Genomic DNA, 22,769 nt, shown 5'->3' with positions numbered 1-22,769 from the left:
CTATGAGCTGGGCGCAGGTGGACGCTGCCGCTGACAGCGTTAGAAATAGCTTCCGGCTTGAGGAAGTGGCCTATTTTCCAGTTGTTGATGTTGTCGAAAAACTGCTGGCCAATCGGTTTGAGGAGATCAGCTTTGAAATCTGCACTCACGCAGAGATGGACGGCGCTGAGGGGCTGACCTGCCCCAGGGGGCAGTTCATTCGCATTCGCGAGGATGTGTATGAGGAGGCCTGCACGGGTGGGGTGCGCGCCCGGTTCACAGTCTCCCACGAGTTGGGCCACCTCCTCCTTCACACCGATGCCGACAAGCCGCTCGCGCGCGCGATGTCGCACGAGCAGCTCAAGCCTTATCGGTCAGCCGAGAAGCAGGCAAACCGCTTTGCAAGCACGCTCTTGATGCCTAGCCGCCACATCTCGTTCCTCGACAGCGCAGAGGACCTAATAGAGCGTTTCGGCGTGTCTCGACCCGCCGCTAGCTATCGCCTCGATGACCTTGCGAAGAGGGGGTGGCGCTAACGAAAGAAGGCTCAGGTTGGCACCCGAGCCTCCTCGCAGATTTCTTCATCGTGCACCAGGGGCTTGACGATGCAGAGCCTCCCAGTAGCGCAAATCAGTCTCCTAAGCAGGACTGCACTTAGCGCATTATGGGTCAAAAGGCAAGATACGCCCCGAAGTGGAGAGTGCAATGACCAAGCGTCACACACCCCCTCCGCCCGGATACAGGTACGTATTTCGCCCTTGGCGGACGTGCCCGAAGACCGGCACCCGGCTCTACGCGAAAGCGTTTGGGCTGCGGGCGTGGCCTATTCTGATCCCAGAATAGACACCCCACCAAGATCAACGGGAGGCGCGATGAACGCGCTTCCCACCCTAAATGCACTAATGAAAGCAGGACAAATGAAATCGAAATCGTTCAAAGTTGGCCGCAGTGCTAAGACTGGCCGCTTCACCACAATCAAGAAGGCAACGCAGCGTAAGTCGACCCACGTGGTAGAGACCATCAAGAAGAAATAATCCTTTTCGGTTGGGAGCGTCGTGCCCTGTGGCAGCGTTTGCTGGGCACGACAATTCTCAACAGTGCAACTCTATAGAACCCGTAGACTTGTCGCCACAGGCTGATGTGTTGATTTAGTGTAAGCATTACTTGAGCCGAGCCGACGCTGTGGCAAAAGCCGGAGTCTCCAGATTGCGCTATCGAAGCGTTGAAGTTGAAAAGCACCCGGTCACGCCGCAAAGGTCGGTTATGGGCCGTTGGCGACTGATACACCTTTTCGCCTCACCCCCAAACCAAAATCGCCCCCGGCCAGTCTGGCCGAGGGCGTCTTTGCATCCGATGGACGGTCCGGGAAAGTCCGTCTGTCGGAGGTTACATGCCTTTGGAGGCCGCAAACCCGGTGAACCCGCCCATGCCGAGGTCGGCGAGGTTGGTCAGGGCACCCGAGGTCAGGTCCACGAGGTAGAGGCCTGCGGTCTCGGACCCTTCGGTTTGCAGCACGGCATAAGCCATGTCGTCGCCCTCGGTCGCGGACACGATGTCAAAGCCGCCCATGGCGGTGACGTCAACGGCCTCTCCGTCCAGGGTCAGTGCGCCGACGGTTGCCAGCTCACCCGCGTTGTTGGCCAGTGTGACCAGCGCGTCGGTGCCTGCGTCGATGGCGTATTGTGCTGTCGACTCTGCCGTCGCGCCGGGGATCGCGTTTGTGTAGGCGTTCGCAAAGATGGCGGGCGTCGTGCCGGCGTTTGCGTCACTGTCCAGGTAGAACGCATCGGTAAAGCGCAGGACGGAATTCGCACGCTCGTCCGCGTCACCGAAACCTTCGGGGAAATAGACGAGGTTCGCACCGTCCTCACCCACCAGGCGCACGGCGTCGATCTGGTTGTTGAAGTCGAATGCAACCGCACCTTCGCCGATCATGGCGTCGTCCGCGAATGTGGCACCCAGATCGGTCAGCGCGCCGGTGGTGGCGTCGATGTCATAGATCGTGCCGTCTGCGAAACCCAGCAGCTGGCCCGTAACCGGGCGGTAGGCGATGGCGCGCAGCGGTGTGTCCAGCGCAAAGGTCTGCACCTCTCCGGGGGCTGCGATATCGGCCATGGTGACGAGCGTCGCGCCGTCCTCGGCCAGGGCATAGCCCATTGTGCCGGCGTGGGCCGCGGCAAAGGCCGGACCTGCGAGTGTTGCGGCTGCGATTGTGGCGATGGCTGTCGTTTTCATTGTCATGGTGTTCTTCCCAAAGTTTATGCCGACGGTTGTGCCGGCGATTGGAGAAACCACGTCAGGGTGCCGGAAAGAGTTTCAGAGAGTGCGGGAATTTTTCTGTTTCAATGCGTTTTGCGGATGGCTGGCGGGTTTTGCGCGCCTGCGCTAAGTCTGGGGTGAAACACGAGGATGACCCAATGCCCGACAAACGCCCGCTGCTGGCCGTGCTGATCGATGCCGACAACACCAGCCCCAAACATGCCGCCGCGATATTCGAGGAGGTGGCGCGCTTTGGCGAGGCATCGGTGCGGCGGATCTACGGGGATTTTGCCAGTAACCAGCTGGCCGGATGGAACCGGGTGTTGCTGGAACACGGGCTGAACCCGCAGCAGTCGCCGGCCTATACCACCGGCAAGAATTCCAGCGATATCGCACTGGTGATCGATGCCATGGATCTGTTGCACACCGACCGGTTCCAGGGATTCGTTCTGGTCAGTTCCGACAGTGATTTCACGTCGCTGGCCGCGCGGATCCGCGAACAGGGGGTGGATGTTTACGGGATCGGGCAAAAGAAGACGCCGGATGCGTTCCGGCGCGCGTGCAAGCGGTTCATCTTTGTCGAGAACCTGGGCGATACGGCAGAGACCACCCCGACCCCCAGCGACGGCCCAAAGGGGGAAACAAAAGAGGCCCCGCAGGACGTGATCCCGCTGGTGTTGGCTGCGATGCGGTCGATCGATCCGGATGCGGATTGGTACACGCTGGGGCAGCTGGGCCAATATCTGGTCAGCGCGACACCCGAATTCGATCCCCGCACTTATGGCAGCGCAAAGCTGTCCGACCTGTTGCGCAAATCGGGCCGGTTCGAGGTGGCACAGCGACAGGGCAACCACCTGGAGGTGCGCCGGCTGGACTGAGGGCTTGTGCAGGCGCGGATTTCGGCTATTTTAGAATTATTCTAAACAAGGAGCCGTCATGATACCCGGTTTCAACCAGCGCCGCCGTTTTGCCGATCTGACCGAACAGGAAGTGCTGGCGCTTGCCATCTCCTCTGAGGAGGATGACGGGCGGATCTACCGCAGCTACGCCGAGATGCTGCGCGCCGATTATCCGGCCAGCGCGGCCGTGTTCGACGGAATGGCAGCCGAAGAGGATGGACATCGCAGGCGGCTGATTGATCTGCACCGCGACCGGTTCGGCGAGGTGATCCCCCTGATCCGGCGCGAACATGTATCCGGGTTCTACGCGCGCCGCCCGGTGTGGCTGACGGCCAATCTGCCACTGGAAACGATCCGTGCGCAGGCCAGCCAGATGGAACGGGATGCCGCACGGTTTTACACGCACGCGGCGCAGGCAACGACGGATGCGGCGACGCGGCGGCTGCTGGGAGATCTGGCCGCCGCAGAGAGTGGCCATATCGAAACCGCCGACCAACTGACACGCGACAATCTGGGTGCCACGGCACTGAGCGAGGAAGACGCCGCAGCCCACCGGCAATTCGTGCTGACATGGGTGCAGCCGGGACTTGCCGGCCTGATGGACGGATCGGTCAGCACGCTGGCCCCGATCTTTGCCACCGCCTTTGCGACGCAGGATACGCATACGACATTCCTGGTTGGACTTGCCGCGAGTATCGGTGCCGGTATTTCCATGGGCTTTACCGAGGCTGCGTCTGACGATGGCCAGATTTCGGGGCGGGGATCACCGCTGAAGCGTGGAATCGCGGCGGGCGTCATGACGACTGTGGGCGGACTGGGTCACGCCCTGCCCTATCTGATCCCGGATTTCTGGACGGCCACGATCATCGCGATGATCGTTGTGTTTGTCGAACTCTGGGCGATAGCCTGGATCCAGAACCGCTATATGCAGACGCCGTTCCTGCGCGCGGCGTTCCAGGTGGTTCTGGGCGGCGCGCTGGTGTTCGGTGCGGGTGCGTTGATCGGGGCGGGATAGCCGATTTTTCGCGAAAAATCGGGCGGTTCCGCATTTTCGCGAAAATGCGGGGGCGCTGTGCGCCCTGTGAGTATTTTCGGCAAGATGATGCTGAGCGGCTTTCAACTTGGCCCGGCGCGGGGCAAGGTTTGCGGATGGACATGACACCCGACACCCTGCGCGATGCCGCGCCCCGCAGCCTTTGCACCGATTGCGGGGTCAGTCGGATGGCCGATCCCGGCGCCTGCGGGGCAGCCTGCCAGTTCATCGCACCCGATTATCCACGCCTGGAACGGCAGGTTCACGGGCGTGATGCGGCACATTCGGGGGACGAGGCGTTTTTTGGGGTGACGCAGGCGATGTATCGTGCCGCAATGGTGCATCCGCGAGATGGGGCGCAATGGACCGGGATTACCACCTCACTGGCGGCTGATCTGTTGCGGCGCGGCATAGTGGACGCGGTGCTGGCCTGTGTCCCGGACGCAGAGGATCGCTGGGCACCGGTGCCCGCAATCCTGACCGAACCGGACGACTTGATACGCGCGCGCGGCATGCGCATGGGCTATGCGCCGCTGCTGGCCGCACTGGAGCCCGCGATTGCGGCAGGTCACAGGCGAATCGCGGTCGTCGGCATACCCTGTCAGGTCTATGCCCTGCGAGCGATCGAGGCGCGGCTGGGGCTGGGGCTGGAGAGGCTGTATGTCATCGGCACGCCCTGTTCGGACAACACGACAACCGCCAATTTCCATGATTTCCTGGGCAGGCTGACGGACCGGCCGGACGAGGTGACCTATCTGGAATTTCGCGCGGATTTCCATGTAGAGCTGCGGTTTCGTGACCACAGCCGTCGCTTGATCCCGTTTCTGAAGCTGCCGATTTCGGATCTGCCGGATGATTTTTTCCCGCTGACCTGCCGGACCTGCGTCGACTACACGAACCGTTTGGCGGATATCACCGTCGGCTACATGGCGGGTGAAGGCGAACAATGGCTGATCGTGCGCAACGCGCGTGGGGCAGAGATGCTGGCAGGTCTGGGGGATGCCGTGCAATTGGCGGCACCGGGGTCGCGGGGCAAGCGGCGCAGTTCCGTGGCGGGGTTCATCGCGAATACGCGGCTGGCTGCGGGCGGTTTGCCGCTGCGCCGGATGCCGGACTGGCTGCGCCCCGTCATGGGCTGGCTGATGCCACGCATCGGACCCAAGGGGCTAGAATTCGCCCGCGCGCGGCTCGAGATGAAGGCCGCAGAATCGATCCTGCATCTGCGACGGGCCGCACCGGCCAAGATGAAGAACATGATCCCCGGTCACGTCTGGCGGATCGCCGCCCCCTACGACCTGACACCCCAGGCGGGGGAACAAAAGGATGACGGCACGCCTTGATCCCGCAACACAGGAGAATGGCATGTCATCAAAATCCAAGGAAACGATCTGGGACGAGTGGTGCGATCTGGTCAATATGGCACCGCAAGAGCTGGAAGACTGGCTGAAGACAGACGAGAGCAAATCAGTCGGTGACAGCGATAGCGGCGAGAGCACCGGCCACGCATCCGGTCGTCGCATCGTCGAGATCAAACGTACCAACAAGGACGCGCTGACGGACGACCAGTGGGACCACATGGCCAAGGTCGTGGGCTACGTCAAACGTCACCTCTCACTGGGGGGGCCGGACAATAATGTCGCACATTCCGATTGGCGCTATAGCCTGATGAATTGGGGGCACGATCCGCTGGAAGACTAAGGCTCTGACAGCATGGCCGAAAGGACGCGTGGCAGCGCATCTGGCAAGTCCTCTGACACGAGGCCTGGACCCACGATGGCGGCACACTGCAAGTGAAGGTGCGCGCCGAGAGCCGCAGCACAGGCTGGCGCAAACCCACGTGCGAGCAAACCCGTGATGAACCCGGCCAGCACATCGCCAGCGCCAGCGGTCGCCAGCCATGCGGCATGCGGGATCCCGTCAGAGCTGACGACGACACAGGTGCCGTCCGGCTGTGCAACCAGCGTGTCCGGACCTTTGAACAGGACGACACAGCCAAGGTCACGCGCAGCGGTCCGGGCCAGCGTCACCCGGCAATCGGTCCGGTCAAACGCGCCGGGGATCAGTCGGCGCAGTTCCCCGGCGTGGGGTGTGAGAACGACCCGATCCGAGGTGCGCGCCGAAAACGCCTGACGATCCTGGGCGATCATGGTGATCGCATCCGCATCAAGGCAAAGCGGAACGCTCTGCGACAGGACCACGTTGAGTTTCTCGCGCGCCGTGACCGACGTCCCGAAATTGGGACCAACGCAGATTGCATCAGGCGAAAGGACCGCCAATTGCCCTGCGAAACGTGGCGTTTGATCGTAGGTCTGCAGCATGATCGCGTTCAGTTGCGCGGCATGCGCATCGGCAGCATCCCGGTGTGCCAGCACAGTCACCAGCCCTGAACCGATCCGCAGCGCGGCGCGCGCTGCCAGCCGCGCGGCCCCACCCCGCAACGCAGGGCCAGCGCCGACGACCACGTGACCATAATCGAACTTGTGGCGATGGCCCGACTTTGCCAGCCGGTCGCGATGATCCGCCGTGATCCGGAATGTCTCAAGGTCAGGCAACCCTGCCGTCATCAATGGCCGCCGGTCATGCGTTGCAGCGTGTGATCCTTTTGGATGATCCCGTGCCAGACGATCGCCATGGCGATGTGCCCTGCGATGAGGGCAAGCAGCAGCCAACCCATTTCACCGTGCCAATTGGCCGGGATTTGCATCCAGGCGATTTCAGTTTCGCGCGCCGGGAAAATCGGAATGCCGAAATAGCTGAAGCCACGTTCGCTGCCGGCCGATGCCAGCAGGCGCGTAAACGGCACCAGAAACATCAGCACATAGATCGCGACGTGACCAGCCACCGCAGCGGTGCCGACCGCACCGCTGTGCGGCGGACGGTTGGGTATGTTCAGCAGACCCCATATGCCGCGCAGCGCGACCAAGACAAAAAGCGTCGCACCAAGGTTGGTGTGATAGCTCCAGAGGGTTTCGCGCAGTGCATTTTCGCGTTCCAGCAGGGCGCGGGCCGCAGCCGAAGCGAATTGCGCCGCAAAGAGCAGGGCCATGCCCCAGTGCAGAACGCGGGAAATGACGCCGTAGCGGGTCGGTGTATCCTTGATCGTCGCCATCTTGGCCTCCTTGCTCTGGATCAAGGATAGTGGGCAAGGACCATTCGACAATGCACGATTTGGAACCGTCCGTCGTGTCGGCAAAAATCAGACGGCGGCCTTGCGGCTTTCTTCCAGATAGATTTCGCGCAGACGGGTCGCGACAGGCCCCGGGGTGCCGGTGCCGATCGCCGTGCCGTCCAGTTCCACCACGGGCATGACGAATGTACTGGCCGATGTGATGAATGCCTCGTCGGCCTCCAGCGCCTCTTGAATCGTGAAACTGCGTTCCTCGACCTTCATCTGGGCCTCGCGGGCGAAACGCAGGACAGCGGCACGGGTGATGCCATGCAGGATCTCGTTGCCCAGGTGGCGCGTGATGATCGTGTTACCCTTGACGATATAGGCGTTGTTGGACGTGCCTTCGGTGACGTGACCGTCCTCGACCATCCAGGCGTCATCCGCGCCCGCCGCCTTGGCCATCATCTTGCCCATGGACGGATACAGCAGTTGCACCGTCTTGATGTCGCGGCGCCCCCAGCGCTGGTCGGCAATGCTGATCACCTTCATGCCCGTTTGCGCCATCGGGCTGTCGGCCATGCCGGGTTTCGCCTGCGTGAACAGCACCAGTGTGGGCGGCGTATCGGCGGGCGGATAGGCAAAGTCGCGGTCGCCGGGATTGCCGCGCGTGATCTGCAGATAGATCATCCCGTCGGTGATCTCGTTGCGGCGCACCAGTTCGCGGTGCACCTCGAGCAGGTCATCCTTGGACGACGGATGGGCCATGTCCAGTTCATCCAGCGAGCGTTGCAGCCGCACCGCGTGACCGTCAAAATCGATCAGCTTGCCATCCAGCACGCTGGTCACCTCGTAAATCCCGTCGGACATCAGGAACCCGCGGTCAAAGATCGAAACCTTGGCCTCGTGTTCGGGCAGGTAATCGCCATTCAGATAAACGGTGCGGGTCATGGGCGGGCCTTTCGCTGGTGCCCGGTGGTTATCCAAAGAGTGAAGGGTCTTGTCCAGAGGGGGCGGTTGTCGCAGCCCGTTTCCTGCGGTTAACATCACCGTGTCAGGGGGAAAGATGAGCCGCACTTTACTTGCCCAGCACGGGACCGAATTTTGCCTTGCCGCAGCGGGGATTGCCGCCGCCGGCGTCGGGGCTGCGACGGTGCCCGCCGCCGTGTTGCTGACAATGGGCGCCGAAAAATGGTCACTGTCCGACAGGCGTACCCTGCACAAGGCCCGTGACCGGACAACAGCCGCGCTGTTTGCCGAAGGCGCGATTACCGATGCCGATGCAGAGGTGGTGTCTGAGTATCTGCGCGGCGGGCGCGGTGCGGTCGCGCTGGACGCGCACACCATGGTGACAGCTTTTGCCACCGATGATCCTGGCGCGGTGCTGGCACAGGCCGCGTTCGGCAGTGCATTGGCGGCGGAAACGGACGGCGTGCGCCTAGCCCTGCGGCTAACGTTGGTGTCAGCAGCACGGGTGCTGCGCGACGGCAATTCTGCGCAGGCCTTTACGGCAGAGGGAGTCAGCGCGCTGCTGCGCAGTCAGGGTGTTTTGCTGGCGCAAGGCGCTGCAATCAAATCCGACACGGCGGCCCTGCGCGAAGAGACCGCCGGGATGAAGGCGATGATCGCGCAACTGACGGCAGAGGTGCGCGGCGACGCAGGCCTGTCTTACGACATCAAACGCATGGCGCAGAATGAAAAACTGCTGATCGCAATGGCGAAACGCTATGCCGAAGGCTCACCACAGGATTTCGACGGTGCCCTGCGCGGCCTAGAACGCGCGTTGGAGGTGGCGGCAAACAGCCCTGCCCCGTCGAACCTGCCGTCAGAGGTCGACGCCATCGTGGCAGAGGCGGACCGCCTGTCAGACGCGGGCGAACTGGACGCGGCCCTTGCCCATATGCAAAACGCCCTCGCCGACAGCGCCGACCGCATCTTGCGCGAGGAACAGGCCCGCGCGCAACTGGTTAACAACGCGATTGCCAAGGCGACGCTGGCCCGCAACGCCGGTGTTCTCGCCGACCTACTGGTCGCGCGGATCACGGCAGAGGGCGGCGCGCAGGTCGAGCAGTTTAACGCGATGTGGACAGAGTGGATCGTCTGGTACGAACGCGGCCGCGACCGGGGGCTGTCATTCGACCTCGAAGTCGGGATTGCCCTCGCACAGCGCCGCCTCACTCTCGCACAGAATGCAGACCAGCGTGGTGCCGCGGGCAATGAGCTCGGCATTGCGCTCGCAATACTCGGCGAACGCGCCAGCGACAACGACCTGTTGGAACAGGCCGTCACCGCCTTCCGCGCTGCGCTGACAGAGTACACCCAAGACCGTGTGCCGCTGGACTGGGCCATGACGCAAAACAACCTTGGCAATGCGCTGCGAAACCTTGGCACCCGCGCTATGGACACCGACCTGCTGGAACGGGCCGTCACCGCCTACCGCGCCGCCCTGACGGAACAGACCCAAGACCGCGTGCCGCTGGACTGGGCCGGAACGCAAAACAACCTTGGCAATGCGTTGCTTATTCTCGGCAGCCGCGCCAGCGACACCGACCTGCCGGAACAGGCCGTCACCGCCTACCGCGCCGCACTAACGGAATACACCCAAGACCGCGTGCCGCTGGACTGGGCCATGACGCAAAACAACTTTGGCAATGCGCTCGCAACCCTCGGCAGCCGCGCCAGCGACGCCGACCTGCTGAAACAGGCCGTCACCGCCTACCGCGCCGCACTGACGGAGCGGACCCAAAACCGCATGCCACTGGACTGGGCTATTACGCAGCAAAATCTGGCGAATGCATTAAAAGCTTGGGCCGGGCTGACCGACGGCAGCGCGGCGATAGACCATCTGAAAACGGCATTGTCCCACGTTGACGAGGCCTTGACCGTCTTTTCAGCAGAACACACGCCCTACAACCACAACAAAGCCACCCGCCTGCGCGACCACATCCTCGCCAAGCTGCACCCCTAGCCCCACAGCCCCGCGTCCGGCGCATGCACGCCGTCGGCGTCGAATACCAGCGGCACCGGGCGGTCCTCGGCCAGCAGCAGCGGACCGTCGAGGTCGACGAACGCCGCACCCGGCGTCAGCAGCGTCGCGGGGGCCATGGCCAGCGACGACCCGACCATGCAGCCGACCATCACGCTGAACCCCTGCGCCAGTGCCGCATCCTTCAGCGCCAGCGCCTCGGTCAGCCCGCCGGTCTTGTCCAGCTTGATGTTCACCATGTCGTATTTGCCTGCCAGCCCCGCCAGCGACGCGCGGTCGTGGCAGCTCTCATCGGCGCAAACGGGCAAGGGGCGCGCGATTTCGCCCAGCATGTCGTCGGCCCCGGCGGGCAGCGGCTGTTCCACCATTGCCACGCCAAGGCGCAGCAGATGCGGTGCGAGGTCGGCATAGACCTCTGCCGTCCACCCCTCGTTCGCGTCGATGATGATCCGCGCGTCGGGCGCGCCACGGCGTACCGCCTCCAGCCGTGGCATGTCGTCGGGGGTGCCCAGCTTGATCTTCAGCAGCGGGCGGTGTGCATTCTTGGCGGCCTGCGCCTGCATCGCATCGGGCGTATCCAGCGACAGCGTATAGGCGGTGACGGCAGGCGCGGGTGCGGCCTGCCCGATCAGGTCCCAGACCCGCACGCCCGCCTGTTTCGCCGCCTGATCCCACAGCGCACAATCCACCGCGTTCCGCGCGGCCCCGGCGGGCAAGGCGTCCTGCAGGTCCGCGCGGCTGATCCCCTCGGGCAATCCCGCAATCTGCGCGGTGACACTGTCCAGCTTCTCGTCATACCGCGCGTAGGGCACGCATTCACCCCAGCCGTCGCCCGCGCGCACGGTCAGCACCTGTGCCTCGGTCCGTGACCCGCGCGAGATCGTAAAGACCTGCGCCAACCGGAAGGTATCCCGCGAGACCTCAAGCATCATCTTGCCCCAAATACTCCTGCCGGAGGCATGGGATTTGCGCAGCAAATTCCATCACAGCGCCAGCAACGCGTCGACCAGACGATCGGCACCCTGACGGAACGGATCGACAGTCGGCAGGCCCAATTCACGTTCGACACCGGCCAGATAATCCTCGAACACATCGTCGCCCAGCCCGGAGGTATTCACCGAAATACCCACCACCTGACAGGCAGGATTCGCCATGCGCGCAATCTGCAACGCCAGATCGCGCAGGTCCGACAGTTGCGGCACTGCATAGTCCGGCAGCCCGCGCATGTGGGGTCGGGTGGGTTCGTGGCACAGCACCAGCGCGTCGGGCTGGCCACCGTGGACCAGCGCCATCGTCACACCGGAATAGCTGATATGGAACAGGCTGCCCTGCCCTTCGATATGGTCCCAGTGATCGGGGTCGTTATCTGGCGTCAGCCATTCGACCGCACCGGCCATGAAATCGGCGACCACGGCATCCAGCGGCACACCTTCGCCCGTGATCAGGATTCCGGTCTGACCGGTGGCGCGGAACGACGATTTCAGGCCGCGCGCCTTCATCTCGGCATCCATGGCGAGGCCGGTGTACATCTTGCCCACCGAACAATCCGTGCCTACGGCAAGGCAGCGCTTGCCGCTACGTTTTACGCCGTTGGCGATCGGGTAGGCGACGGTTGGCACGCGCACATCATGCAAGGTGCGGCCGTGCGCTGTTGCAGCGGCGACCAGATCGGCGTCGTCGCGCAGCAGGTTATGCAGGCCGGACGCCAGATCATAGCCAGCGGCAAGCGCGTCGAGCAGGACCGATTTCCACAATGGAGAAATCTTGCCGCCCCGGTTGGCCACGCCGATCACCAGCGTCTGCGCGCCGGCGGCGCGACCCTCGGTCAGTGTCATGTCGGGCAGTTTCATGTCGGCCTGACAGCCGTCCAGGCGCAACTGACCCAACGCGTATTGCGGGCGCCAGTCACGGATACCCTGTGCGACCTTGGCCGCCAGCGGGTCGGGCGCATCGCCCAGAAACAAGAGGTATGGCGTGTTGATCATGATGATATCCTGTGGAGGTTGGTCTCTGTCTGACACAGTGCTTGCGGCTTGAAAAACAAAAAACCCGGGCGCGAACGCCCGGGTCAGGAATGCAAGGGTTAGAGGGGAGGATTAACCCTTTGCGAAATCCGGGTAGGCTTCCATGCCCAGCTCGGAGGTGTCGAGACCGTTGATCTCTGCCTCTTCGCTGACGCGGATGCCGGTCACGGCCTTGAGGATGAACCAGACGATGCCGGCGACCACGAATGTGAACACACCGTAGGCAATGATGCCCGTGATCTGTGCGCCCCAGTTGCCGGTGTAGAAGGCAACTGCCAGCGTACCCCAGATACCTGCGAACAGGTGAACGGGGATGGCACCGACGACGTCGTCGATCTTCAGCTTGTCCAGCAGCGGCACGGTGAACACGACGATTGCGCCACCCACAGCACCCGTCAGCAGCGAGCCGAACAGGGACGGTGCAAGGGGTTCGGCCGTGATCGACACCAGACCGGCAAGACAGCCGTTCAGGACCATGGTCAGGTCGACCTTCTTGTACAGGACCTGCGTCAGGATCAGCGCGGTGACGGCACCAGCCGATGCGGCCATGTTGGTGTTGGCAAAGATACGACCCACGTCGGTGATGTCGCCCACGGTGCCAGCAGCCAGCTGCGAACCACCGTTAAAGCCGAACCAACCCAGCCACAGGATGAACGTACCCAGTGTTGCGAGTGCGAGGTTGGAACCGGGCATCGGAACAGTGCGGCCGTCCTTGTACTTGCCGATACGCGGACCCAGGATCAGCGCGCCAGCCAATGCAGCCCAACCACCGACAGAGTGCACGATCGTGGAACCTGCAAAGTCGGAGAAGCCCATTTCGGACAGCCAGCCGCCACCCCACTGCCAGGAACCCGAGATCGGGTACATGAAGCCGGTCAGCACGATCACGAAAATCAGGAAGGGCCACAGTTTGATCCGTTCGGCCAGGGCACCGGACACGATGGATGCGGTGGCGGCAACGAACATCAGCTGAAAGAAGAAGTCGGATGCGACAGATGCGTAATCCAGCGATGCGTCGGCAGCGGCCAGACCAACGGGTTCCAGAACCGTCGGCACAAAGTTGAACGCAAAGTAGCCGTTGAATTCACCCGGATACATCAGGTTGAAACCGACCAGCCAGTACATGATGGCCGCGATGGAAAACAGCGCGATATTCTTGGTCAGCTGCATCGTCACGTTCTTGGACCGCACGAGGCCAGCCTCGAGCATGGCAAAACCTGCTGCCATCCAGAATACCAGAAAGCCGCCCACGAGGAACAGCAATGTGGTCATGATATAGGGGCCGATTTCGTCGAACGACGGCGCGGCGGCGGCTTCTTCGGCGACCTCTTGAGCGAAGGCAACCGCGGGCAGGAATGCCAGTGCGGCCCCGCCCCAAAGTGCTTTGTGAAGTGTGGTTTTCATTTCGGAAAATGTCCCTTTACTGAAGGCCGCTTTACAGCGCGTCGTCGTTCAACTCGCCGGTCCGGACGCGCAGCGCGCCTTCGACGTCGAGGGTGAAAATCTTGCCGTCACCGATCTTGTCGGTCTTGGCGGTGGTTGCGATGGTGCTGACCACCTGTTCGGCCATGTTGTCAGGCACGACGATCTCGAGCTTGACCTTGGGCACGAAGTTCACGGCGTATTCCGCGCCGCGGTAGATTTCGGTGTGACCCGACTGCGAGCCGAAGCCCTTGATCTCGGAGACCATCATGCCGCGCACGCCGATGGTGGTCAGCGCCTCGCGGACCTCCTCCAGCTTGAACGGTTTGATCGTTGCAATGATGAGTTTCACTTAATCGCCCTCATGTAATGGGGCAGGCCACGCAGGGGCCCGCGGTTAGGATGGGACGATCAAGGACTCGCGGTTGCGTGATAGCCAAGTTTTCAAAGGGTAAATAAAACGGCGCTACAGAGCATGCGTTATAGTTTTTGCACAAATTTGTATCTTTGCCCGTTTTTTGTGCACCTCAAAAATATGCGATGCTGGCGGGACAACCGGGTTGCGGACCGCTATGGTAAGCAAAACCAAGAAATGCTGATCGCAGGCCCATGAGCAAGAATCGCAAGACATCGCGCCCTTTGGTGGCGGAACGCCGGGCGGCAAAGCCCAAGCCCGCAAAGCGCAATGCAACCCCGCGCCCCCGCAAGAAACGCGGTCTGGTGGGCTGGTTGCTATTTCCATTAACCTGGACGCTGCGCCTGATCTGGCGGCTGACGATGCGACTGGGCGTTGTCACTGCCATCGGTATCGCACTCGCCGTCCTGTTCTTTGCGGCACAAATGCCCCCGATCGAGGACATGGTGGATGGCCGCACGCGCGGGTCGGTGACCCTGCTGGACCGCAATGGCGACGTGTTCGCCTGGCGCGGCGATCAATACGGCGGGATGGTCACCGCAGAAGAAGTGTCGCCCTACCTGCACGATGCCGTGGTCGCGACCGAGGACCGCCGGTTCTATCGTCATTTCGGGATCAGCCCGCGCGGCGTGGCCAGTGCCGTGCGCATCAACCTGCGCGAGGGACGCGGGCCGCTGTCGGGCAACGGCGGGTCCACGATCACGCAGCAGACCGCAAAGCTGTTATGTCTGGGCGTGCCGTTCGACCCCGACACTTGGGACAGCGAGCGCGCGTACGAGGCAGACTGCCGCCGCACGACGATCTGGCGCAAGGTCAAGGAGGCGATCTATGCCATGGGCATGGAGGTCCGCTATTCCAAAGAGGAAATCCTGTCGATCTACATCAACCGCGCCTATCTGGGCGAAGGCGCGCGCGGGTTCGAGGCCGCAGCACAGCGCTATTTCGGCAAATCCGCACGCAGCGTCGATCCGGCAGAGGCCGCGATGTTGGCCGGACTGCTCAAGGCACCGTCATCCTATGCGCCGACCAACAACATGGGCCGCGCCGTGGACCGCGCGGCGGTCGTCGTCGGCCTGATGGAGGATCAAGGCTATATCACATCCGCGCAGGCGGATGAGGCGCTGGCCAATCCAGCGCAGCTGTCGCAGGCGGCACAGGCCCGTGCGGGCGGATATTTCGCCGATTGGGTCATGGGACAGGGGCCGGATTTCTTCACTCGCAACACGACTGAGGACGTGGTGATCCGCACCACGCTGGACCAGGACATCCAGACGGCTGCGGAAACCGCACTGCTGTCGGTGTTCGACACCAAACTGTCAGAAGGGTCAGAAGTCGAGGCAGCCGTGGTCGTCATGTCGGCGGATGGTGCCGTGCGCGCTATGGTCGGTGGACGCGATGTGCGCGCGCAAAGTGCGTTCAACCGCGCGACACAGGCCCGCCGTCAGACCGGATCGGCGTTCAAACCGTTCATCTATGCAACGGCGCTGGACCTTGGGTTTTCGCCCAATGACCTGATCGACGACGTGCCGTTGACCATCACGATCCCCGGATCGGGGCCGTGGCAGCCCGAAAACTATGACCGCCAGTTCAAGGGTCCGGTGACACTGTCACAGGCCCTGTACGAAAGCCGGAACATCCCCGCCGTCGTCCTGTCCGAAGAGGTCGGCCGCGAGCTGGTCAGCCAGGTTGCCGAAGGATTCGGGATCGACAGCGAATTGGCCGCGGGGCCTGCGCTGGCGCTGGGTGTATCCGAAAGCACCCTGATCGAGATGTCGGGGGCCTATGCGGGCATCCTGAACGGCGGGTCGGCGGTGGAACCCTACGGGTTGCTGGACCTGCGGTTGCAGGGGGACGATGCCCCGTTGATGGACAACGTGGGCACGGGCATGCAGGAACGGGTGATCCAAGAACGCGCGGCGCGACAGCTGACCTACATGATGAATCAGGTCGTCGTGCGCGGCACGGGCACGCGCGCGCAGATCGACGGCTGGGAACTGGCCGGCAAATCCGGCACGACGAACAGCCAGCGCGACGCCTGGTTCATCGGGTTCAACGCGGATTACGTCGTGGGCGTCTGGATGGGGTTCGATGACAACAGCCCCATGCGGGGCGTCACGGGCGGCGGCATTCCCGCGGACATTTTCCGCGACACGATGCGGCGTGTGGTCGCCGGGCAGCAGCCAAAGCCGCTGCCCATGGACATCCCCGGCCCGGCCCGCAATGGCACCCTGTCCAATTCGGGGATCGCGGCGGATAGCCAGATCCTGAACGTGTTGGACAATATCCTGGGCGGGCTGGGCGGCAATTAACCCAGCGGCTGCAAATGCTGTTCCAGCTGCGCGCGCAAATGCTCGTGCTGGCTGGGCAGCTTGAGCGCCTCGCCAAGGTTTGCCGTGTCCTCGTCGCGGTCAAAGCCGGGTTCATTCGTGGCGATTTCGAACAGGACGCCGCCGGGGGTGCGGAAATAGATCGCCCAGAAATAGTCCCGGTCGATCACAGGCGTGACGGCATAGCCCGTGTCGATCAGTTTCTGACGGACCGCGACCTGTGCTGCGCGATCCTCGACCGCGAATGCGATGTGGTGGACCGATCCGGCCCCGGCCCGCGCCTCTTGCACACCCGAGGCCTGCACCAGATCAATGGTATCGGCGGGATTGTCGCCCGCGATGACATAGCGGGTCACACCGTCGCGGGTGTCCAGTTTTTCATAGCCCATGTAGGTCAGCAGTTCGACCATGGCACCCGTGTCGGCCAACCGCATGGACGCACCCCGGAATCCGCGGATCGCATGGTCGGATCCGACGCCGTTCCCGGTCCAGGGGGTCCGGGGATCATCCGCCGCCTCTGACAGGGCGAATGCCTCGCCGTCGTCACTGCGAAAGGTCAAGCGGTTTTCGCCAAACTGCGTGTCACGCGCCAGGTTTTCGGCACGCCCCGCCAACCGATCGGCCCAGAAATCGAGCGATCCCGCGGGCACGGCGAACACGGTTTCACCGACCTCGCCCACGCCCGGGGTGCCGCGCGCGGCGCGCTGAAACGGGAAATGGGTCATGACCGTGCCGGGGGTGCCGACCTCGTCGCCATAATACAGATGATAGACATCCGGCGCGTCGAAATTGACCGTCTTTTTCACGCGGCGCAGGCCCAGCGCGTCCGTAAAGAACGCGTTGTTGCGCGCGGCGTCAGACGCGATGGACGTGACGTGGTGCAGGCCTTTGATCTGGGTCAGCATGGTCGTGCTCCTGTGCTAGGTTGCAAGATAGGTAGCCTGCGATTGCGCATCCGCACAGGTCGATGGGCCCTCAGAAATTGTGCAGGGATGCACAGACGGATCAGGCCCGCGCGGCCGAGAGGCGGTCCATCGTATCAAGGTAGCTGCGCGTCCAATGGGCGACGTCCTTGCGGAACACACCCCGCGCCAGCGCCTGATGCCGGTCGATCCGTTCCTCCAGCGGCATGGCCAGTGCCTGCCGCAGCGCCCGTGCCATTTCCCCGATGTCATAGGGGTTCACGATCAGCGCAGAGGCCATCTGTTCCACGGCCCCCGCAAACTGCGACAGGATCAGCACGCCGGGGTCATCCGGGTCCTGTGCGGCGACGAATTCCTTGGCCACAAGGTTCATGCCGTCGCAGAACGGCGTGACGAACCCCACATCTGCGGCACGGTAAACGGCGGCCAGCGTGTCACGCGGCACGCCGCTGTGGATATAGCGGATGGGCGTCCATCCCAGATCGGAATGCAGGCCGTTGACCTTGCCGGCGGTGCGTTCCAGATCCTCGCGGATCTGCTGGTAGGCATCGACCTCTTCGCGCGTGGGTGGCGCAATCTGTAGCAGCGACGCCTTGGGCGCATCCTCGGCGCGGTCACGCAGGTAACGGCCAAAGGCGCGCAAGCGGTTATCCAGCCCCTTGGAATAATCCAGCCGGTCGACCCCGATTACCAGCCGTTCGTCGGGGGCAAAGTTCAGCAGTGCGCGACCGTCGATCCGGGCGGCCTCTTCGGCAAAGGCCGCGGCGTCGATCCCGATGGGAAAGCTGCGCACCTCGAACCGGCGCTCGCGATAGGAAATCGTGCCGTCGCGCAGCAGCTCGGCCCCCGGCAGGCCACGCAGCATTTCCAGTGCCGCGGCCACGTCGCGCTGCGTTTGCAGGCCGAACAGGTCGAACCCCGCCATCCAGCGCGGAAACAGGTCATGCTGCGGCAGGGCCATCATGTCGTGTGTCGCGGGGAACGGGATGTGATGAAAATAGCCGATGGTCGCGGTGACGCCTTCGGCGCGCAGGCAATCGGCCAGCGGCAGGAAGTGATAGTCGTGAATCCAGATGCGGTCATCGGGGCGCAGTTCTGCCGCCATCATCCGCGCCAGTCGCCGGTTCACCTGCATGTAGGTGTCGTAGTCGCCCGCGTTCAGCGCCATCAGGTCCGCCCTGCGGTGACAGAGCGGCCAGAGCACCGAATTGGCATAGCCCAGATAATAGCCCTGCTGTTCGGCCGGGCTGAGGTCAAAGGTCCGCATGGTGTAGCCGTCACCCTGCACCTGGGCAAAGCTGTCGTCGGGATCATCGGTGATCCGACCCGAGGTGCCGAACCACAGCCCGCCCGTTGCCCGCAGACAATCATGCAGCGCAACAACCAATCCCCCGGACGGCGGCCCGTCAGACGGGACGCGGTTCGAGACGACGACCAGCCGCCCGGTCATGGCTGCACAGCCCAGCGCCGCAACAGCGCGTGAACATCCGACGGTGCATCCAATCGGTGCGGGGCGATGGTGTCACCCTCGCCTACCCTGATACAAATTCCGTTCATGGTCTGGGCGACCTCCATCGCTTCTTCGTCTGTTGTGTCATCACCGATCACCACGGGTCGGACGTCATCGGGCTGCCCGTCCATCAAGGCCTGCACGGCACCGGCCTTGGACGCGTCGGCAGGCCGGATTTCCCAAGCCATTTTCGACGCGTGCAGGACCAGATCAGGATGGCCTGCGATCATGTCCGACAGTGCAGCCCGGACCGCCGACCCCTTGGTCGGGGCCGCGCGGTAGTGCACGACAGCGCCCGTTTTCTTGCGTTCCAGCAGCAGTGCCGGATCGGTCGCGACCAGATCGGCGGCGGCGGCCTGCACGGCGGCCACCGTCGCGCTGCCCGCCAAAGGATGGGGCCGGTCGACGCCCTCCACCCGGGATTCCGCCCCGTGCGCGCCATAGATTGCACCGGGAAACGTCGGCAGAAAATGCGCGATCTGCGCCACCTCGCGGCCTGACACGATTGCAAGCCGTCCCTGCGTCCGGTCATGCAGACCCGCCAAGAGCGTCGGCAAATCGTCGGGGACATGGATTGCATCAGGTGTCGGCGCAAGGTCGACCAACGTGCCGTCGAAATCAAGAAACAGATAGAGCCTGCGCAGGTCGAGCGTGGCGAGTTCGGTCATGGAATCGGTCGCAGTCGCTGGGGATTTGACCACACCATGCCCCCCTTGATCCCAGATGACCAGATGCCGCACCCGATCACCAGGGCGTTAACTGCCGCAACGTCAACCATCGATCCTGCAAAAAAGCTAGACCAGTTTAATCTAGTTAATACCGTGACACTTTTGCCCTGCCTACAACACGCTTAAGAGATTGCCCCCGCCAGTCGCCGTTTTCGCGGTGGCCAGCCGATATACTGGATTCGAAAATCATGAAAACTTCTGGACAAAGCGCGTTCCTGACGCGGATGACCCATCTTGCAGAGCTGTCGTTGTCCGACCGTGCGGCACTCGCGGCGCTGGAACAGAACCCGACCCAACTGGCCAAACGCCAGACCGTTTTCGCGCCCGGATCACCCGACGACCGCATTGCGATCATCCGGTCGGGTCTTGCAATCACACGCATCATGTCGGGTTCCCAGACGACCATCGCGCAGCTGTTCATGGCGGGCGAAGTGGTCGGATTGTCGGAACTGGGTTTCAGCAGCGCGCTGTACCAGACCACGATGCAGACCGATGGCACCGTCAGTCTGATCAGTCGCAAACGACTGGGCGACCTTGCGCGCACAAACCCGCGAATCTTTGCAATGCTGCTGTCGATGGCGAGCCTTGATTCCGTGACGCTGCTGGACCGGCTGCATGCGGTGACCCGCTATTCCGCCGAAGATCGTCTGATGCATTTCCTGCTGACCGTGCAGGCCAAGACCGATCAGGTCAGCGAGCAGGGATCGGACCGATTCCCCATGCCGCTGTCACAAAAAGAGATTGGCGACGTTCTGGGCCTGACGGATATCTATGTGAACCGGCTGTTGCGAAACCTGCAAAAACGCGGCGCGTTGGAAATTGCGCGGCCCTATTTCAGGATCATCGACAAGGCGGCATGGGTTGCGCAACTGGACTACAAGGATCGTTTCTCGGCGGTCGATTTCAGCTGGGCTGGATAAAGAAAAGGGGCACTGCGGTCATCCGCAGCGCCCCTTTTTTCGCGGCTTAGTGTTTGGCCGCAGATTTTGTCTTGGCCTTGACCTCTTTGGCCGAAGATCGCGCCTTGGTTTCGACCTCGTGTGCGGCATCCTTGGCCGCCTCTGCCGCGTCATCGACGGCGGATCGTGCCGCACGGGCTGCCGTGTCTGTCACATCGCGTGCCGCTGATGTCATTTCGGTCTGCGCCGTGTCCAGCGCGGCGCGGGCGCGGCTGCTTTCCTCCTGAAAAATGCGCTCGGCCTCGTCCATCAGGGCATCGCGCTGCGCGCCCAGATAGGAATTTTCGGTGCGCGTCTTGGGCAAGAGTGCCGCAACGGCGGCACCCAGCGCAAAGGCCAATGCGCCGATCACCAGCGGTTGCCGGTCGAACAGATCGGTCGCCGCATCCGACCCGTCGTGCATCGCACGGCGTGCGCTGCGTTGGGCGCTGATGGCGCGTTCGCGGGCCGCGACCACACGGGCGCGGGCCGCCTCGGACAGATGTTCGGTGCCTTCGGCCAGACGGTGCCGCAGATCGTCGATGCGGCTGTTGGTGTCAGATGCGGTGTCGCCGGGGGTGCCGGGCACCATTGCGGGGGTGGGACGTGTATCGGTCATGTCAGTTCCTTTCTGTCGCGCCAGCGTTGCTGCGCGTCGTCAGTTCATCATCGGCACGCGCCCAGGACGGGCGCGGATCCTGTATCGGTGTCGGTGCGACCCCCAGGGCCGCTGTATCGCGGGCCCAGCGGTCCGCATCGCGCTCCAGTTCAGCCGCCGCCATATCCGCAGGCGACAGGTCATAATCCGTCACGCCGCGCACTGGCGCGGATTTGGTCGGCGCATAGCCGACGCGGCGTTTGGGTTCGGGTTTCAACGCGCTGTAGGCGAGCCAGGCAAGGCCAAGTCCCGTCACCGCAAGCGGCCAAGGGTTCTTGCGCGTGGTTCTGGAAATGGTCGTTCCGGCCCGCGTCAACTGCGTGCGCAGTTCGGCACCGACCACGCCCGTCACCTCGACCACCTGACCGCGCAGGCTGCGTTGCAGCTCGTCGATCTGGCTGCGGACCTGCTGGCGCACCTCGTCCATCAGGCCATCGACGGTCAGCCGATCCTGCAAGGCGTCCAGATCGCGGGTCAGGCGCGCGCGCTCTGCCTCGATTTCCTTTTCGATTTCGGCCGGGGTGCGATTGTCAGCGGTCATTGTAGGCCTCCTTCATCATCGCGGCATCACGTTTGATGTTCCGTGCCGCACGCGAAGGTGCGAGGCTGGCCAGCTTCAGACGCTTGACCCCGATTACGGCAAAGATGACCGCAGCCACCAGCGTGATGACACCGATGATCAGCGTCGCCAGTATTTCGGCCACGCCCGCCAGCACCAGGGCACTGACGGCAGTGGTGACCAGAACGGTCAAGGCGATGAACAAAAGTACCAGCCCGACGACAATCAGCGCGAGCGCGCGGGCTGCGCGTTTGAGGTTTTCGTCAACCTCGGCGCGGGCCAGGTCGACCTCTTGGCGCAACAGGTTGCCGATGCTGTTCAATACGTCGGACAGCAGCGAACCTGTACTGCGCGGGTCCTTGGATGTCTGCATGGGTTACCCCCGACCGACGATATCGTCGGGATCAGTGTCGCGCCCATAGTCCGTGCCGTAGTCGTCGTGACGTTCGGACGCCTTGGCAAAGCGGCTGATGGCGAAACCAGCCAGTGCGGCACCGGCGAGGAATGTCAGTGGATGACGCCGTGCAAAATTGCCGGCGTCGCTGACAACCGTTCCCAGATCCTTGTTGCCGATGGTTTCGGACACATCTGCCAGCGAATTGGCAATTTGTCCAAAGGTGCGTTCCTGCGGGCTGCCGTCGCGGCTTTCGTCAGCGGCGCGGCGCAGGGCTGCGGCGACGTTGTTCACCTCGCCTGCGGCCGCACTGCGGGCGGCCTTGGCGCGGGCAGTAACTTCGGACTTGACCGTTTCGCGCGCATCTTCTGCGACGGATTTGGCATGTTCCTTGACGTCCTCTACCACGCTCTTGGCCTGGGCCTTGGCGTCGTTCACGGCGTCATCGATCTCTGTTTTGGCGTCTGCCATCGTACTATCCTTTCGGCTGCGCGAGCGCATGACCGCCGGGCGGTCACGTCGTCCTCACGAAACATTCATTGTGGATACAATGCGCGGGGCGCAGGAATGTTCCTGCGTCCTGCGACCGAATGTCACGATGGTAAGACT

At 63.0% G+C, this 22,769-nt stretch carries 23 protein-coding genes; 8 read left to right on the top strand and 15 right to left on the bottom strand.

Going from position 1 to position 22,769, the window contains the following annotated elements; all coding sequences use genetic code 11:
* Window positions 1–2 precede the first annotated feature (2 nt).
* The gene (locus BMX27_RS10925; RefSeq protein ID WP_177172707.1) at window positions 3–515 is read left to right on the top strand and encodes an ImmA/IrrE family metallo-endopeptidase; all 513 of its coding nucleotides are present in this window, start codon (window positions 3–5) and stop codon (window positions 513–515) included.
* Window positions 516–1,365: 850 nt separating this feature from the next.
* Here the strand turns inward: BMX27_RS10925 and BMX27_RS10920 are convergent.
* Window positions 1,366–2,220: a DUF4394 domain-containing protein gene (locus BMX27_RS10920; protein ID WP_371260123.1), complete on the bottom strand. Its 855-nt coding sequence runs from the start codon at window positions 2,218–2,220 to the stop codon at window positions 1,366–1,368.
* Window positions 2,221–2,396: 176 nt separating this feature from the next.
* Here BMX27_RS10920 and BMX27_RS10915 point away from each other — a divergent pair, with 176 nt between their 5' ends.
* From BMX27_RS10915 to BMX27_RS10900, 4 genes are all read left to right on the top strand, one after another.
* Complete coding sequence (locus BMX27_RS10915) at window positions 2,397–3,116, top strand: NYN domain-containing protein (protein ID WP_056035744.1); 720 nt, start codon at window positions 2,397–2,399, stop codon at window positions 3,114–3,116.
* Window positions 3,117–3,174: 58 nt separating this feature from the next.
* Complete coding sequence (mbfA, locus tag BMX27_RS10910; RefSeq protein ID WP_090159859.1) at window positions 3,175–4,152, top strand: iron exporter MbfA; 978 nt, start codon at window positions 3,175–3,177, stop codon at window positions 4,150–4,152.
* 134 nt (window positions 4,153–4,286) lie between these two features.
* A complete protein-coding gene (locus BMX27_RS10905) occupies window positions 4,287–5,510 on the top strand; it encodes a Coenzyme F420 hydrogenase/dehydrogenase, beta subunit C-terminal domain (protein WP_090159858.1) in 1,224 nt (407 codons plus the stop codon).
* A 22-nt stretch (window positions 5,511–5,532) separates the two neighbouring features.
* Complete coding sequence (locus tag BMX27_RS10900; protein WP_090159857.1) at window positions 5,533–5,868, top strand: DUF3140 domain-containing protein; 336 nt, start codon at window positions 5,533–5,535, stop codon at window positions 5,866–5,868.
* Here the strand turns inward: BMX27_RS10900 and BMX27_RS10895 are convergent.
* The 3 genes from BMX27_RS10895 to BMX27_RS10885 form a co-directional block, all read right to left on the bottom strand.
* Window positions 5,865–6,734 (bottom strand): NAD(P)H-hydrate dehydratase, encoded by an 870-nt coding sequence (locus BMX27_RS10895; protein ID WP_090159856.1) that lies wholly within the window; start codon window positions 6,732–6,734, stop codon window positions 5,865–5,867. The genes BMX27_RS10900 and BMX27_RS10895 overlap by 4 nt on opposite strands.
* The gene (locus BMX27_RS10890) at window positions 6,734–7,279 is read right to left on the bottom strand and encodes a cytochrome b (protein ID WP_090159855.1); all 546 of its coding nucleotides are present in this window, start codon (window positions 7,277–7,279) and stop codon (window positions 6,734–6,736) included. Before BMX27_RS10890 ends, BMX27_RS10895 begins: the two co-directional genes overlap by 1 nt.
* A gap of 87 nt (window positions 7,280–7,366) precedes the next feature.
* Window positions 7,367–8,227, bottom strand: a complete 861-nt coding sequence (locus BMX27_RS10885; RefSeq protein ID WP_090159854.1) for a D-amino-acid transaminase — start codon at window positions 8,225–8,227, stop codon at window positions 7,367–7,369.
* Between the two features lie 115 nt (window positions 8,228–8,342).
* Between BMX27_RS10885 and BMX27_RS10880 the strand changes: the two genes are divergently transcribed.
* Window positions 8,343–10,244 carry a tetratricopeptide repeat protein gene (locus tag BMX27_RS10880; RefSeq protein ID WP_090159853.1) on the top strand — a complete coding sequence of 634 codons (1,902 nt, stop codon included), beginning with the start codon at window positions 8,343–8,345 and terminating at the stop codon, window positions 10,242–10,244.
* Here BMX27_RS10880 and dgcA read toward each other — a convergent pair.
* The 4 genes from dgcA to BMX27_RS10860 form a co-directional block, all read right to left on the bottom strand.
* A complete protein-coding gene (dgcA, locus tag BMX27_RS10875; RefSeq protein ID WP_090159852.1) occupies window positions 10,241–11,194 on the bottom strand; it encodes an N-acetyl-D-Glu racemase DgcA in 954 nt (317 codons plus the stop codon). The genes BMX27_RS10880 and dgcA overlap by 4 nt on opposite strands.
* Before the next feature lie 51 nt (window positions 11,195–11,245).
* On the bottom strand, window positions 11,246–12,247 hold the full coding sequence (gene dgcN, locus BMX27_RS10870; protein ID WP_090159851.1) for an N-acetyltransferase DgcN: 1,002 nt from the start codon (window positions 12,245–12,247) through the stop codon (window positions 11,246–11,248).
* A 111-nt stretch (window positions 12,248–12,358) separates the two neighbouring features.
* The gene (locus tag BMX27_RS10865; RefSeq protein WP_090159850.1) at window positions 12,359–13,690 is read right to left on the bottom strand and encodes an ammonium transporter; all 1,332 of its coding nucleotides are present in this window, start codon (window positions 13,688–13,690) and stop codon (window positions 12,359–12,361) included.
* A 31-nt stretch (window positions 13,691–13,721) separates the two neighbouring features.
* A complete protein-coding gene (locus BMX27_RS10860; protein ID WP_056035349.1) occupies window positions 13,722–14,060 on the bottom strand; it encodes a P-II family nitrogen regulator in 339 nt (112 codons plus the stop codon).
* A gap of 257 nt (window positions 14,061–14,317) precedes the next feature.
* Here BMX27_RS10860 and BMX27_RS10855 point away from each other — a divergent pair, with 257 nt between their 5' ends.
* A complete protein-coding gene (locus BMX27_RS10855) occupies window positions 14,318–16,432 on the top strand; it encodes a transglycosylase domain-containing protein (protein WP_090159849.1) in 2,115 nt (704 codons plus the stop codon).
* On the opposite strand, the gene BMX27_RS10850 is transcribed toward BMX27_RS10855, so the two are convergent.
* From BMX27_RS10850 to otsB, 3 genes are all read right to left on the bottom strand, one after another.
* Entirely contained in the window at window positions 16,429–17,355 is a 927-nt protein-coding gene (locus BMX27_RS10850) for a VOC family protein (protein ID WP_090159848.1), read from the bottom strand. The genes BMX27_RS10855 and BMX27_RS10850 overlap by 4 nt on opposite strands.
* A 100-nt stretch (window positions 17,356–17,455) precedes the next feature.
* Window positions 17,456–18,823 (bottom strand): alpha,alpha-trehalose-phosphate synthase (UDP-forming), encoded by a 1,368-nt coding sequence (locus BMX27_RS10845; RefSeq protein ID WP_090159847.1) that lies wholly within the window; start codon window positions 18,821–18,823, stop codon window positions 17,456–17,458.
* Entirely contained in the window at window positions 18,820–19,584 is a 765-nt protein-coding gene (gene otsB, locus BMX27_RS10840; RefSeq protein WP_090159846.1) for a trehalose-phosphatase, read from the bottom strand. The genes BMX27_RS10845 and otsB overlap by 4 nt, the downstream gene beginning before the upstream one ends.
* 215 nt (window positions 19,585–19,799) lie before the next feature.
* On the opposite strand from otsB, the gene BMX27_RS10835 reads away from it, so the two are divergent.
* A complete protein-coding gene (locus BMX27_RS10835; RefSeq protein ID WP_090159845.1) occupies window positions 19,800–20,531 on the top strand; it encodes a Crp/Fnr family transcriptional regulator in 732 nt (243 codons plus the stop codon).
* A 46-nt stretch (window positions 20,532–20,577) separates the two neighbouring features.
* Here BMX27_RS10835 and BMX27_RS10830 read toward each other — a convergent pair whose 3' ends face one another.
* From BMX27_RS10830 to BMX27_RS10815, 4 genes are read right to left on the bottom strand one after another with little or no spacing between them, the layout of a single operon-like run.
* Window positions 20,578–21,168, bottom strand: coding sequence for a hypothetical protein (locus tag BMX27_RS10830; RefSeq protein WP_090159844.1), 591 nt, complete (start codon window positions 21,166–21,168; stop codon window positions 20,578–20,580).
* A gap of 1 nt (window position 21,169) precedes the next feature.
* Window positions 21,170–21,748 carry a DUF3618 domain-containing protein gene (locus tag BMX27_RS10825; RefSeq protein WP_090159843.1) on the bottom strand — a complete coding sequence of 193 codons (579 nt, stop codon included), beginning with the start codon at window positions 21,746–21,748 and terminating at the stop codon, window positions 21,170–21,172.
* A complete protein-coding gene (locus BMX27_RS10820; protein ID WP_256212476.1) occupies window positions 21,738–22,139 on the bottom strand; it encodes a phage holin family protein in 402 nt (133 codons plus the stop codon). The genes BMX27_RS10825 and BMX27_RS10820 overlap by 11 nt, the downstream gene beginning before the upstream one ends.
* A gap of 3 nt (window positions 22,140–22,142) precedes the next feature.
* Entirely contained in the window at window positions 22,143–22,631 is a 489-nt protein-coding gene (locus tag BMX27_RS10815; RefSeq protein WP_090159842.1) for a hypothetical protein, read from the bottom strand.
* Window positions 22,632–22,769: the final 138 nt, after the last annotated feature.

Source organism: Loktanella sp. DSM 29012, assembly GCF_900110705.1.
GTDB lineage: Bacteria > Pseudomonadota > Alphaproteobacteria > Rhodobacterales > Rhodobacteraceae > Loktanella > Loktanella gaetbuli.
The sequence above is the reverse complement of the archived record's forward strand: the minus strand, read 5'-3'. Positions and strand labels throughout refer to the sequence as shown.